Here is a 13,611-nt window from a genome sequence, read left to right on the forward strand (position 1 = left end):
GCCTACCTCGCCGCCTCTCCCACCGCGGCCCGCCCCGCGGTCCCGTCGACCCTCGTGACACCCGTGACGCCCGTGACCCCCGAGATCTCCGGATGGTGCAGGTCGAACGCCGGGGACTCGGTCCGGATGCGGGGCAGGGAGGCGAAGTTGTGCCGGGGCGGCGGGCAGGAGGTGGCCCACTCCAGGGAGCGGCCGTAGCCCCACGGGTCGTCGACGCCGACCGGCTTGCCGTACTTGGCGGTCTTCCAGACGTTGTAGAAGAACGGCAGGATCGACAGGCCGAGCAGGAACGACCCGATCGTCGACAACGTGTTGAGCATGGTGAAGCCGTCGGCCGCGAGGTAGTCGGCGTATCGGCGCGGCATGCCCTCGACGCCCAGCCAGTGCTGGACCAGGAACGTGAGGTGGAAGCCCACCGTGAGCGTCCAGAACGTGATCTTGCCGAGCCGTTCGTCGAGCATCTTGCCCGTGAACTTCGGCCACCAGAAGTGGAATCCGGCGAACATCGCGTACACGACCGTGCCGAAGATCGTGTAGTGGAAGTGAGCCACCACGAAGTACGAGTCGGACAGGTGGAAGTCCAGCGGCGGCGAGGCCAGGATCACTCCGGTCAGACCGCCGAAGAGGAACGTGACCAGGAAGCCCACCGTCCACAGCATCGGCGTCTCGAAGCTCAACGAGCCGTTCCACATCGTGCCGATCCAGTTGAAGAACTTCACACCGGTCGGGACCGCGATCAGGAAGGTCATGAACGAGAAGAACGGCAGCAGTACACCACCGGTGACGTACATGTGGTGCGCCCACACCGTCAGCGACAGGCCCGCGATCGAGATGGTCGCGCCGATCAGGCCCATGTAGCCGAACATCGGCTTGCGGGAGAAGACCGGGAGGACCTCACTGACGATGCCGAAGAACGGCAACGCCAGGATGTACACCTCGGGATGGCCGAAGAACCAGAACAGGTGCTGCCACAGCAGCGCCCCGCCGTTGGCCGAGTCGAAGACGTGGCTGCCGAACTTGCGGTCCATCTCCAGCGCGAACAGCGCCGCCGCGAGCACCGGGAAGACCATCAGTACGAGGAGCGCGGTCAGCAGCACGTTCCAGGTGAAGATCGGCATGCGGAACATGGTCATGCCGGGCGCGCGCATGCAGATGATCGTGGTGATGAAGTTGACCGAGCCGAGGATGCTGCCGAATCCGGACAGCGCCACGCCCATGATCCACATGTCGGAGCCGATCCCCGGCGAGTGGACCGCGTCCGACAGCGGCGCGTACAGGAACCAGCCGAAGTCGGCCGCGCCCTGCGGGGTGAGGAAGCCGGCCGCGGCGATGAGGGAGCCGAACAGGAACAGCCAGAAGGCGAGCATGTTCAGCCGTGGGAACGCGACGTCGGGCGCCCCGATCTGCAGCGGCATGATCCAGTTCGCGAAGCCGGTGAACAGCGGCATCGCGAACATCAGCAACATGATCGAGCCGTGCATCGTGAACGCCTGGTTGAACTGCTCGTTCGACATGATCTGCAGTCCGGGGCGGGCGAGTTCGGCCCGCATCGCCAGCGCCATCACGCCACCGAGCACGAAGAACGCGAAGGCGGTGACGAGGTACAGCGTCCCGATCTTCTTGTGGTCCGTGGTGGTCAGCCACTCCACCCACGAGGGCCGACCGGGGCCATGCCCTGGGACCGCGCTTGCGGGAGCCGGCGTCTCGTCCTTGTCTTCCGGCCTTACTGCCGCCGCCTGTTGTATGCGCACCTCGTCCACCGGACGGTGCCTCCCGATCTGCTCTCTGCATCGATGAAACGACGAACCTGGAGGTACTCCGGTCGCGAGAACGACCCCGGACCTCCCGGTCGGCGCCCCATGATCGCCGCAGCGGTACGGGGTCCGGATAGGGCCGAACAGTCCCTGCGCGTCCCCCCGCGAAGGGCCTAACAGCCCTGCGCGGGCGACGCGATCAGCTCTGTCGAGTGGCCCGCTTTCCAGCGCTCGGCGCGCGATGGTCGGTGTGGGCTCGGGCCGGGGGCCGGCCGTCACAACCATCCGTTGCGCTGGGCCTGCAGGGCCAGCTGGAATCGGTTCGCGGCGCCCAGCCGGGCCATCATGACCTGCAGCCGGCGGAACAATGTGCGGCGGCTGATTCCCAGTTCGCGGGCGATGACATCGTCGCTCGCGCCGCCGGCCAGGAGCCACAGCAGACGGCGGTCGGCGGGGGGCAGACCGCCTGGGAGGGCCGTGCCGCCGTGGAAGGGCAGAGCGTGCTGCCACGACTGCTCGAACAGCGCGATGAGGGCGGAGAGCAGACCGCACGGCTGTACGACCAGCATCCTGTTGTGTACGTCGGCCTCCCTGATCGACAGTGACACCAAGGCGTACGCGTCGTCGATGATCAGGAGTTTCACGGGGACGGACGGCAGAACTCTGGCCTGCTCACCGGCGTTGACGCACGGTTCGATGACTTGTTCGAGGTGGCCCGGGCGTTCCAGCGACTCGCGGGAGTACACGACGCGTTGCGTGACCCCGCGGGCCAGCGTGGCCAGTGCGTCGTCGGTGGCACTGGCCACAGGGAAGTAGGGGGGTGACTCGAACTGCCGGATCTGGTGGCGGGCGCCGGCCCAGGCCTGGCGCATCCTGGGGCCGACCGCGTCGCCGGTGACGATCTCGACGAGGGGGTCGTCGTGGGCTGTGAGCTGCCGGCGCCGGAACGAGTCGAAGGCGCCCGCGACCGCGATGCGGGATTTCTCGAGCTCGGCCGCACGGTGTCGGGCGAGGACCTCGAGAGCTGCCGCCGGTGCCACCGGCATCACCACGTCCTCGTCCCTGTCGGCGGCACCGGCCAGGCCTGCGTCGACGAGCTCGGCGTACGCCGTGGCCAGGCCGGGGCCGTCCAGTCCGGCTGCGGCGGCGATCTCGCTCCGCGACGCGGGGGCCAGCTCCAGCAGGGTGAGATACGCCCGGGCCGCCGCCTGACCGACGCCCAGGAGCCGTAGTGCCTCGCCGAGGTTCGCGTTCGTCATGAGTCGCATTATCGACGGCCGCGGCCGGCCGGGCATGGCCGATCTGTGCCAGTGGCACCAGTGGGCACCACATGTGGGCGGCGCGGGATAACGTCGCCGAGCCGTCGGGACGTGGCGGCGCTCGACTCCCAGGAAGGCGGACGCAGTGGCGAAAGGCCGTAAGAACGGTTTGTACTCAGGGATCTCCGAGGAACTGTCCGCGTTGATGCGGACGGGGTGGGCGGACACCGAGAGGCGCGAGCTGACGCTCGAGGAACAGGCCCCGTATGCGGCCACGCGCCGGGCCGCGCTCTCCGCGCGCTTCCCGGGTGAACGGCTCGTGATCCCCTCGGGGAACCTCAAGGTCCGTTCGAACGACGACACCTACCCGTTCCGGCCGTACTCGGGCTATGTGCACATGACCGGCGACCAGGCCCGGGACGGTGCCCTTGTCCTCGAACCCCGTGCGGACGGTGGCCACGACGCCTACTGCTACCAACTCCCGCGGGACAGCAGGGACAATGACGAGTTCTGGACCGGTGCCACAGCGGAACTGTGGATGGGCCGGCGCCGCTCCCTCGCCGAGGCGGAGCGTGTGCTCGGCCTGCCGTGCCGGGACGTCCGCACGGCGGCCGACGACCTGGCAGCCGTCTCCGGCACACCGACCCGCATCGTCCGCGGCATCGACCCGTCCCTGGAGGCCGCCGTCGCCACCGAGGCGGAGCGCGACGCGGAGCTGGAAGAGGCCCTCAGCGATCTGCGCCTCGTGAAGGACGAGTGGGAGATCAAGGAGATCCGCTCGGCCGTCGACTCCACGGTGCGCGGGTTCACGGACGTCGTCGGTGAGCTGTCGCGGGCGATCGCGTCGTCCGAGCGGTGGATCGAGGGCACCTTCTTCCGCCGCGCCCGCCTCGAGGGCAACGCCGTGGGCTATGGCACGATCTGCGCCGCGGGTGACCACGCCACGATCATGCACTGGACCGACAACGACGGACCGGTGCGCCCCGGGGAGCTGCTCCTGCTCGACGCGGGCGTGGAGTCGCGCACCCTGTACACCGCCGACGTCACGCGCACTCTGCCGATCAGCGGCACCTTCACCCCCGTCCAGCGCAGGGTCTACGACGCGGTGTACGAGGCCCAGGAGGCGGGCATGGCGGCCGTCAAGCCGGGCGCCGCGTACCGGGACTTTCATGAGGCGGCCCAGCGTTCCCTGGCGGCGCGGCTGGTCGAGTGGGGTTTCATCGAAGGGCCTGCCGACCGCGCGTACGAGCTGGGTCTCCAGCGCCGTTTCACGATGGCCGGTACCGGTCACATGCTCGGCCTGGACGTCCACGACTGCGCGCGGGCCCGGACCGAGGAGTACGTCGACGGCGTACTGGAGCCGGGCATGGTGCTCACCGTCGAGCCCGGCCTGTACTTCCAGCCGGACGATCTGACCGTGCCGCAGGAGTGGCGCGGTATTGGCGTACGCATCGAGGACGACTTGCTCGTCACCGCCGATGGTCACGAGAATCTGTCGGCGGGCCTGCCGCGGTCGGCGGACGAGGTCGAGGCGTGGATGGCCCGGTTCGCGGGCTGAGCACATCGAGAACCGGCACGAGGGCAGGGTCGCCGTCCGGCGAGCCTGCCCTCGCGTGCACCGAGAGCTCGCAACCTCACGCAAGAGCTAGCAAACGAGTCGGCCGGGGGCGCCCTGTGTCGCGGCTCTCCGATCTGCTTTGAAGGCGGTCGGCGCAGTGGTCGAAGATGAGTTCATGACAGGTGAAGCGAGCGAGATCGTTCTGAGCAAGCAGGACCTTCGTGAGGTCACCGCGTTCGCCGCGGCGTGCGCGGAGACGGCCCTCGAGATATTCGAGGCCGATCAGCCGGACGACTCGCGGCCTCGAGACGCCGTCGGTGCCGCGTGGGAATTCGCTCGGGGTGGCGAGCGCGGGAAGTCTCTGCGCGACACGACGTCGGCGGCCCTCAAGGCAGCCAAGTGTGCGCACACTGCGGCAGCGCGCGATGCGGCGTGGGCAGCGATGTCCGCGGCGGGCGCCGCCTATCTGCATCCGCTGGCCAAGGCCACCCAGGTCAAGCACATCCTCGGGGCCGGTGCCTACGCGGCCAGAGCGGCCGAACTCGTTGCTGGTGACGATCGGAGCGTTACTGCCGAGCACGTTGAGCGAGCGGTGCGTCGCGCGACCCAGGTTGTCGTTGACGTACTCAAGCGTTTCCCGGCGGCACCAGGTGGGGGCGGACGGGTTGGTGAGTTGATTCGCCTGCTGGACGCTGATCTTCGTTCACTCACCCTCATTGAGTGACTTTCAGTGTCCAGCTGTGGCGAACGCCGGGGTCGCGCAGAGGCTTGAAGCAATGGTGCGAAGGTGTGTTGTTCGTCGAAGTACTGCCGGGTCTGAAGGCAGTGGTGGAGTTGTCCCAGTGCTGTGACGGGGATGGTTCACCGTGATTGGAAGGCGGCTCGTGGGACGAGCGCACGCGAAACGGCTGGTATTACTGGGGCATGCAGGAAGAGACCGCACGCTCCGCGATCGACACGTTCATCTCCGCGTTCAACGCCTCGGACGACAGCTATGTGACTGCCCTGCTCTCGCAGGCCCTGACCTCAGACGTGGTCTTCTGGGGACCGTTGGGTCGCAGCGAAGGAATCGCGGCGGTCGAGCGGTTCGTGCTGGACATCCGGCGCCACCCGGCGGGGACCGGCACGATGGTGCGCTGCTCAGCGGTGGACATGCCTGACGAATGGGCCCGGTACCAGTGGGTCTTCACCACTCCTGATGGAGGCCCCCGCCTGACGGGAACGGACGTCGTCCATCTGCGACGGAGCCTCATCGACCAGGTCATCGTCTTCGCGGGGGAGATCGAGCCGTCCGCCTCCTGAGTCATCCTTCTGTCGCTGTCCTTCTCCTGAACTTGCCCCTTCGGCGTTCGGGAGCTGCGGTTCGCGGTTGGTCAGGCCGCGGTGTTGAGGGGGCGTGCGCCCCAGCGGATGCCCATTTCGCTGCGGATGCGGGCGCGCTCCTCGCGTTGGGCGGCGAGTACGTCGGGGTGGCGGGCGCTGGTGTTGCGCCAGCGCAGGCAGCGGTGCAGTGCCTGGGTTTGCGCGGGGTGGCTGCGGTGGTGGGAGTTGGCCAGGGTGAACTGCCGCAGCGGGCCGAAGTGGGCCTCGATCGGGTTGGCCCAGGAAGCGTAGGCCGGGGTGAAGCGATCCGTTTCAAGAGGTGAACGGTGTGGGTTCGGGAGCGCCCTCCTGGCGGCGAATGCTTCACGTGAGTGAACGAAGCGCCAGGAGGTGCGGTGGAGTTCGGGCCAAACCGTAAGTGACGTCACGTCAATTTCTGCTGCCCACAGCCGACATGATCGCCTCACCGCTGAGCCGCCCGCGCCGGACACCGAGACCCAACCGTTGTACTGCTCCTTCCCTGCTCCGCCCCCGCCCTCCTGCCGCAGGTCAGGCGGTGCGTGCCGGCCGTATCGGGCCGAAGGTGCCGTCTCCGTCGCCGCCGACCGCCGATTCGTCCTTGCCGGATCCCTTGACGACGCCTCGCCCGGAGGTTTAACTCACGTCCTAAATTAAGCCATGAGGCGCCTTCGGAAGTCGAACCGAGCGAACCGGACCCGACCGCACGAGAACGAGCGACGGGACACGGGAGCGAGAGCGGTGTCGGCGTCCGGAGGACTCCTCGTGGTTCTCGACTCCCGGAAAGGGACACCAGGAGCCATGCGCAGCATCCGAGCCGCGGCCGTAGGCGCCGTCACCATGTCTCTCGCCCTTGCCGCCTCGGCCTGCGGAGGCGGTTCGTCGACGGGTGGCGGGTCCAACGACTCGCCGAAGACGCTCACATACTGGGCCTCCAACCAGGGCGCCAGCATCGAGATCGACAAGAAGGTCCTCCAGCCCGAACTCGACAAGTTCCAGAAGCAGACGGGCATCAAGGTGAAGCTGGAGGTCGTGCCCTGGTCCGACCTGCTGAACCGGATCCTCGCCGCGACCACCTCCGGCCAGGGCCCCGACGTCCTCAACATCGGCAACACCTGGAGCGCCTCCCTCCAGGCCACCGGGGGGCTGCTGCCCTGGGACGCCAAGAACTTCGACAAGATCGGCGGCAAGGACCGCTTCGTCGACTCCGCGCTCGGCTCCACCGGCGCCGAGGGCAAGGACCCGTCCTCCGTACCGCTGTACTCGATGGCGTACGCGCTCTACTACAACAAGCAGATCCTCGCCGACGCGGGCATCTCCAAGCCCCCGGCCACCTGGGACGAACTCGTCGCCGACGGCAAGAAGATCCGGGCCAAGGGCAAGCAGGTCCTCGGCGCCGAGGGCGCCAACGTCTCGGAGAACATCCACCACGTCTTCGTCTTCGCCAAGCAGCACGGCGCCGACTTCTTCACCGCCGACGGCAAGCCCGACTTCACGAGTGACGGCACGGTCGCCGCGGTCAAGCAGTACGTCGACCTGATGGCCAAGGACAAGGCCATCCCGCAGGGCAACGCCGAATATGCGCAGAACCAGTCGGTCAGCGACTTCGCCAAGGGCAGGACGGCGATGCTGCTGTGGCAGTCCGCCTCCTCCAACCTCAAGTCCCAGGGCATGAGCGCGGACGCCTACGGCATCGCCCCGGTCCCCGTGCGGTCCGGCACCCCCGGCACCGACGCCCAGGTCAACTCGATGGTCGCCGGCATCAACCTCGCCGTCTTCAAGAACACCCACAACCTCGACGGCGCCACGAAGTTCGTGAAGTTCATGACCAGTGACGAGGAGCAGAAGATCCTCAACACGGCCTACACCTCCATCCCGCCGGTCAAGGCCGCCCAGGAGGACCCCGCTTTCAACACCTCGGACAACGCCGTCCTGAAGGAGACCCTGGCCACGAGCGCCGCCGCGCTGCCGCAGGTCGCCGACGAGTCCCAGTTCGAGACGACCGTCGGCACGGCCGTCAAGGAGCTGTTCGCCGACGCGGCCGCCGGACGCGCGATCACCACGGAGTCGGTGAAGGCCAAGCTGCTCAAGGCCCAGCAGCAGATGCCGGCGAAGTGAGCGCGGACACCCACATGACGACCACCGCTCCCGCGCACACCGGCGGGACGACGGCGCCCGTGAAGTCACCCGGGGCGGCGCGCGGACCGCGCCGCCCCGGGTGGCTCGGACGTGTCTCGCTGCCGTACCTGCTGCTCCTGCCCGCTCTGCTGCTCGAACTCCTGGTCCACATCGTGCCGATGGTGATCGGCATCGTGATGAGCTTCAAGGAGCTCACCCAGTTCTACATCCGCGACTGGAGCACGGCTCCCTGGTCCGGCCTCGACAACTACCGCATGTCGGTGGACTTCAACGCCCCCGTCGGCGAGGCGCTGCTGCACTCCTTCCTCGTCACCATCGCGTTCACCCTGCTGTCGGTCGGCCTGTGCTGGCTCATCGGCACCGCGGCCGCGATCTGCATGCAGGACACCTTCCGCGGACGCGGCCTGCTGCGCGCCGTGTTCCTGGTGCCGTACGCGCTGCCGGTCTACGCGGCCGTCATCACCTGGGTGTTCATGTTCCAGCACGACAACGGCCTCGTGAACCACGTGCTGCACGACCAGCTGCACCTCACCGACAAGCCCTCGTTCTGGCTCATCGGCGACAACAGCTTCGTCGCGCTGCTGACGGTGTCGGTGTGGAAGGGCTGGCCGTTCGCCTTCCTCATCGTCATGGCCGGACTCCAGAACATCCCGCGCGAACTGTACGAGGCCGCCGCGCTGGACGGCGCCGGAGTCTGGCAGCAGATCCGCCGCATCACCCTGCCGTCCCTGCGGCCCGTCAACCAGGTGCTGGTCCTGGTGCTGTTCCTGTGGACGTTCAACGACTTCAACACGCCGTACGTGCTGTTCGGCAAGGCCGCCCCCGAGGCCGCGGACCTCATCTCGGTCCACATCTACCAGGCCTCTTTCGTCACCTGGAACTTCGGCACCGGCTCCGCCATGTCCGTCCTGCTGCTGCTCTTCCTGCTGGTCGTCACCGGCGGCTACCTCGCGCTCACCTCACGCGGACGGAGGTCCGCCGATGTCTGACACCACCCTCAAGTCCGCGACCACTACGGTCCACCGCTCCCCGATGGCGCCGCCGCGCACCTTCATGTGGACCCGGCGGATCTTCCTCACCCTGCTGACCGGGTTCGTCCTGGTGCCCGTCTACGTGATGGTCTCCAGTTCGCTGAAGCCGCTCGCGGACGTCACCGGCAAGTTCCGCTGGCTGCCGAGCGGCCTGACCTTCCGCCCCTACATCGACATCTGGTCGACGGTCCCGCTCGCCAGGTACTTCGTCAACTCGCTGATCGTGGCGGGCGCCGCGACGGTCTGCTCGGTGGTGATCGCGGTCTTCTCGGCGTACGCCGTCAGCCGCTACAGCTTCCACGGCAAGCGTGTCTTCACGGTCACCGTCCTGTCGACGCAGATGTTCCCGGGCATCCTCTTCCTCCTCCCGCTGTTCCTGCTCTACGTCAACATCGGCAACGCCACCGGCATCGCCCTGTTCGGCTCGCGCGGCGGCCTGATCCTGACGTACCTCACCTTCTCGCTGCCGTTCTCGATCTGGATGCTCATCGGGTACTTCGACTCGGTGCCGCGCGACCTGGACGAGGCGGCGCTGGTGGACGGCTGCGGGCCGCTCGGCGCGCTGTTCCGGGTCGTCGTGCCGGCCGCGATCCCCGGCATCGTCGCCGTCGCCGTGTACGCCTTCATGACCGCCTGGGGCGAGGTGCTCTTCGCGTCCGTCATGACCAACGACACCACCCGCACGCTCGCGGTGGGCCTCCAGGGCTACTCCACACAGTACGACGTGTACTGGAACCAGATCATGGCCGCCTCGCTCGTCGTCAGCGTGCCCGTGGTCGCCGGGTTCCTGCTGCTCCAGCGCTACCTCGTCGCCGGGCTCACCGCGGGAGCGGTGAAGTGACCGCCAACATCCCCAGTCTCGAAAGGACTTCCGTGTCCCACGCCATCGACCTCGCCGCACTCCCGCAGGACTTCCGGTGGGGCACGGCCACATCCGCGTACCAGATCGAGGGGGCCGTCGCCGAGGACGGCCGCTCGCCGTCCATCTGGGACACCTTCTCCCACACCCCCGGCAAGATCGACAACGACGACCACGGCGACACCGCCTGCGACCACTACCACCGCTGGCGCGAGGACGTCGCGCTGATGGGCCGACTGGGCGTGAACGCCTACCGGTTGTCGATCGCCTGGCCGCGCGTGCTGCCGGACGGCGACGGTCCGGTGAACCCCAAGGGCCTTGACTTCTACGACGAGTTGATCGACGGGCTGCTGGCGGCGGGCATCACCCCCTCCGTCACCCTCTACCACTGGGACCTGCCGCAGGCCCTCCAGGACCGCGGCGGCTGGCCCGAGCGCGAGACCGCCGAGCACTTCGCCGCCTACGCCTCGGTCGTCGCCGAGCGCCTCGGCGACCGGGTGTCCCACTGGACCACCCTCAACGAGCCCCTGTGCTCGGCCTGGATCGGCCACCTCGAGGGCAAGATGGCCCCCGGCCTGACCGATCTGACCGCCGCGGTCCGCGCCTCCTACCACCTTCTTCTCGGCCACGGCCTGGCCGCCCAGGCGATCCGCGCCGTGACGTCCGGCGCCGAGGTGGGCATCGTCAACAACCTCTCCACCGTCTTCCCCGCGAGCGACAGCCCCGAGGACCAGGCCGCCGCCCGCCGCCACGACGGCCACGTCAACCGCTGGTGGCTCGACCCGGTCCACGGCCGCGGATTCCCCGCCGACATGCGCGAGGTCTACGGCGTCGACCTCCCCGAACGCCCCGGCGACCTCGACATCATCGCCGCCCCGCTGGACTGGCTCGGCCTCAACTACTACTTCCCGGCGACGGTGGCCGACGACCCCGACGGGCCGGTGCCCCACGCCCGTTCCGTACGCCGCCCGGACGTGCCCCGCACCGGCATGGACTGGGAGATCGACGCGTCCGGCATCGAGACGCTGCTGCTGCGCCTCACCCACGAGTACGGCGCGCGCAAGCTCTACGTCACCGAGAACGGCTCCGCCTTCCCGGACACCGTGGGCCCCGACGGAACGGTCGACGACCCCGAGCGTCGGGACTACCTGGTGGGACACCTGGCCGCCTGTGCCTCCGCCGCCCGCAAGGGCGCCCCACTGGCCGGCTACTTCGCCTGGTCGCTGCTGGACAACTTCGAGTGGGCGTACGGCTACGCCAAGCGCTTCGGCCTCGTCCACGTCGACTACGCCACCCAGGCCCGCACCATCAAGACCAGCGGCCGCGGCTACGCGGAGATCGTGCGCGCGCACGGGGAGCTGGGACGCGGGACGGCCTGACCCTCGGCCCGACGGACGGGCGCGGAAGGGGGCCCTCGGGAAACGTCCCGAGGGCCCTTTCACGTGGGGTATCAGGCGGGCTCTGCCGCCGATACTGCCCTGCCTGTGCAGTTCGGTGACGCCCGCCGACGCGCAGGACGTGCCCGGTGGTCTACGGGGCAGCAGGCCGAGACTATGGGCGGTTGAGGCGGATGGAGTTGATCGGGCTGAGATTCACCGCTTGCCAGCCGCCGGCGGCGATCTTGCCGCCGGTGCAGTTGCCGCCGTTGTACTCGTAGCAGAGGTCGGCGCTGGCGCCGCCGGTCTGGTTGTTGATCACCCAGTGCCAGTTGAACTGGTTGGACAGGTTGTGGGCACCGTACGACCAGTAAGTGTGGGTCAGGGTGGAGCTGCTGGCGGGCTTGCCCTCGGCGTAAACGCAGACGGCGCCGGACGGACAGCCGTAGAGGTCGGCGGTGGCTGCGGCGTTGGCGGTGCCGGCTCCCGTCAACAGGGTGGCGACGGCACCGACTGCGGCCGCGGATGCTCCAAGCATGACCTTCAGGTTCCTCACGGCGATCCCTTCATCTTCTCTATCACGGGTGTGAGTAGTTGCGGTACAGAAAGTGCCGCTGAGATTGATCATGGCTGCATGGCGCCGCCGGAAGTTGAGACCGGCGGGGCCGTGCAGCCGTTAGTGGCCGGCGTTCGGGTCGTGCTTGAGGGCGTGGTCGTCGCCGAGGTTGCTGTTGATGATCCAGCCGCCACACACGCAGTCAGGGGCGCGCATGGGATGTCGGTGAACCGGCCACGTCCGCCGATGGCACGGCGATCACCACATGCTGAGCCGGGCTTCGGCATGAAACGCACTCTGGTAGCCGGTGTCCACCGGTGTGCGAGCGCCCTTGGGGCACGCCTTCCGCGGCCATCAGTCCCCCTTACGTGGCGTGGCTTTTCCACAAGTGGCGGGCCGGGTTCCCGTCCCCTGTCAGTCCGCAGCCCGCTTGCTTGTCGAGGGCATGCCTAATAGTTGCGGGGAAGGGCGGGTCGGTCATTGACGAGGAGTGCCAGGTGCTTGCCGATGCGTGCCACGTGAGGCTCGGTCGACTTGGTGCTGCTGGCGGTAGTCCTGGGGGCCGAGTCCGTAGACGGCGCGGAAGGCACGGGAGAAGTGCGCGGGGCCTGCGAAGCCCCAGCGCGCTGCGAGGGCGTGGATCGGCTGGTTGCTCAGGAGGGGGTCGGCCAGGTCGCGGCGGCAGCGCTCCAGTCGGCGGGCGCGGATCCAGCCGGAGACGGTGGTGTCCTGGTCCTGAAAGAGCCGGTGCAGGGAACGCAAGGAGATGTGGTGGGCCGCGGCGACCGCGCCCGGGGACAGGTCCGGGTCGCCCAGGTGCTGCTGGATGAAGGCGTGGATCTTCATCAGCAGGGCCCGGTGGTGGGTCTGGGGTGGCATCGACGAGGCGGCGTCGAGGTGGTGGGCGAGGAAGGCGGTGAGCAGGTCAAGGGTGCAGGTGGCCAGTCGGGCGCCGTCCGCCGAGGTGTAGGTGGCGGCGCCCGCGACCAGCTGCGTGAGGTAGCCGGACAGCAGGGCGCCCATCCCGTCGCGTGCGGGCAACCGCACGGCGGTGAGCCGGTCGACCTTGTTCGCCGGGAGCGGCAGCAGGGCCCGGGGGACTTGCACCATCACTCCTCTCACGGTGTCCTGGTCAGCGGATGCCCAGCCCTGCCAGGGACGCGAGGTGTCGAAGAACATCACCTCACCGGGGCCGCTGGTGGTGTCCCGGCCGGCCTGGAGGATCCGGTGGCTACCGCGTAGGTTGAGCATCAGCTGGTAGGAATCAGGGTCGGATTGCCGGATCAGCTTCGTCGTCCGGCGGGTCTCCAGCGACGGGTATGCCAGCGCGGACACGTCCACCGCGCCCAGGTCCAGCACTCGCGCGCTCGCCCGGAAGTCCGCCTCGTGATCGCTGCGGACCACGCTGGGTATCAACGCCCTGGTCGTCATGTCGTGCCAGGAGCCGAACCGCTCGGTCACCGGCAGATCCTTTGTCCTGAACTCCGTCACCAGCACCATCCATCCCCCAGTACGTTGCCGCATCCAAGACGGTCTCGTCGGCGGTGAGACCAACTCTCACGACCATGTTCTAGCCCTGAATAGGGGCTTGAGGAACATCGGAACGGAACTGGCGCTGCACCTCGCGCTTTCACGCGGCAGAGCGTCCACTGGGTGATCAGAAACGCGGAGAGTGCCCCTGACCTGCAACGATGGGACTTGTCTAGGGTCCAGGTCGTCGCAGAAAGAAGCACTCTCC

General features: G+C 68.3%; 11 protein-coding genes and 1 pseudogene. 7 read left to right on the top strand and 5 right to left on the bottom strand.

Going from position 1 to position 13,611, the window contains the following annotated elements; translation table 11 throughout:
- Window positions 1–2 precede the first annotated feature (2 nt).
- Both ctaD and OIE49_RS30695 read right to left on the bottom strand, forming a co-directional pair.
- Window positions 3–1,760 (bottom strand): aa3-type cytochrome oxidase subunit I, encoded by a 1,758-nt coding sequence (gene ctaD / locus OIE49_RS30690; RefSeq protein WP_326805135.1) that lies wholly within the window; start codon window positions 1,758–1,760, stop codon window positions 3–5.
- Window positions 1,761–2,029: 269 nt separating this feature from the next.
- A complete protein-coding gene (locus OIE49_RS30695; RefSeq protein WP_326805136.1) occupies window positions 2,030–3,013 on the bottom strand; it encodes a helix-turn-helix transcriptional regulator in 984 nt (327 codons plus the stop codon).
- A gap of 145 nt (window positions 3,014–3,158) precedes the next feature.
- Between OIE49_RS30695 and OIE49_RS30700 the strand changes: the two genes are divergently transcribed.
- From OIE49_RS30700 to OIE49_RS30710, 3 genes are all read left to right on the top strand, one after another.
- Entirely contained in the window at window positions 3,159–4,571 is a 1,413-nt protein-coding gene (locus tag OIE49_RS30700) for an aminopeptidase P family protein (protein WP_326805137.1), read from the top strand.
- A gap of 157 nt (window positions 4,572–4,728) precedes the next feature.
- Complete coding sequence (locus tag OIE49_RS30705; RefSeq protein WP_326805138.1) at window positions 4,729–5,295, top strand: putative immunity protein; 567 nt, start codon at window positions 4,729–4,731, stop codon at window positions 5,293–5,295.
- Between the two features lie 200 nt (window positions 5,296–5,495).
- Window positions 5,496–5,873: a nuclear transport factor 2 family protein gene (locus OIE49_RS30710; RefSeq protein WP_012895409.1), complete on the top strand. Its 378-nt coding sequence runs from the start codon at window positions 5,496–5,498 to the stop codon at window positions 5,871–5,873.
- Window positions 5,874–5,944: 71 nt separating this feature from the next.
- Here OIE49_RS30710 and OIE49_RS30715 read toward each other — a convergent pair.
- A pseudogene (locus OIE49_RS30715) lies at window positions 5,945–6,196 on the bottom strand (IS630 family transposase); the annotation flags it as partial.
- A gap of 517 nt (window positions 6,197–6,713) precedes the next feature.
- Here OIE49_RS30715 and OIE49_RS30720 point away from each other — a divergent pair.
- The 4 genes from OIE49_RS30720 to OIE49_RS30735 are packed head-to-tail and all read left to right on the top strand — an operon-like array spanning window position 6,714 to window position 11,320.
- Complete coding sequence (locus OIE49_RS30720) at window positions 6,714–8,030, top strand: ABC transporter substrate-binding protein (RefSeq protein ID WP_326805139.1); 1,317 nt, start codon at window positions 6,714–6,716, stop codon at window positions 8,028–8,030.
- 14 nt (window positions 8,031–8,044) lie between these two features.
- The gene (locus OIE49_RS30725; RefSeq protein WP_326805140.1) at window positions 8,045–9,040 is read left to right on the top strand and encodes a carbohydrate ABC transporter permease; all 996 of its coding nucleotides are present in this window, start codon (window positions 8,045–8,047) and stop codon (window positions 9,038–9,040) included.
- Window positions 9,033–9,923, top strand: a complete 891-nt coding sequence (locus OIE49_RS30730) for a carbohydrate ABC transporter permease (RefSeq protein WP_100571499.1) — start codon at window positions 9,033–9,035, stop codon at window positions 9,921–9,923. Before OIE49_RS30725 ends, OIE49_RS30730 begins: the two co-directional genes overlap by 8 nt.
- A 32-nt stretch (window positions 9,924–9,955) precedes the next feature.
- On the top strand, window positions 9,956–11,320 hold the full coding sequence (locus OIE49_RS30735; RefSeq protein WP_326805141.1) for a GH1 family beta-glucosidase: 1,365 nt from the start codon (window positions 9,956–9,958) through the stop codon (window positions 11,318–11,320).
- Window positions 11,321–11,492: 172 nt separating this feature from the next.
- On the opposite strand, the gene OIE49_RS30740 is transcribed toward OIE49_RS30735, so the two are convergent.
- Both OIE49_RS30740 and OIE49_RS30745 read right to left on the bottom strand, forming a co-directional pair.
- The gene (locus OIE49_RS30740; protein ID WP_326805142.1) at window positions 11,493–11,855 is read right to left on the bottom strand and encodes a hypothetical protein; all 363 of its coding nucleotides are present in this window, start codon (window positions 11,853–11,855) and stop codon (window positions 11,493–11,495) included.
- Window positions 11,856–12,350: 495 nt separating this feature from the next.
- Window positions 12,351–13,334 (bottom strand): helix-turn-helix domain-containing protein, encoded by a 984-nt coding sequence (locus OIE49_RS30745; RefSeq protein WP_326805143.1) that lies wholly within the window; start codon window positions 13,332–13,334, stop codon window positions 12,351–12,353.
- Window positions 13,335–13,611 lie beyond the last annotated feature (277 nt).

This window comes from Streptomyces sp. NBC_01788 (assembly GCF_035917575.1).
In the GTDB taxonomy this organism is placed as follows: Bacteria; Actinomycetota; Actinomycetes; order Streptomycetales; family Streptomycetaceae; genus Streptomyces.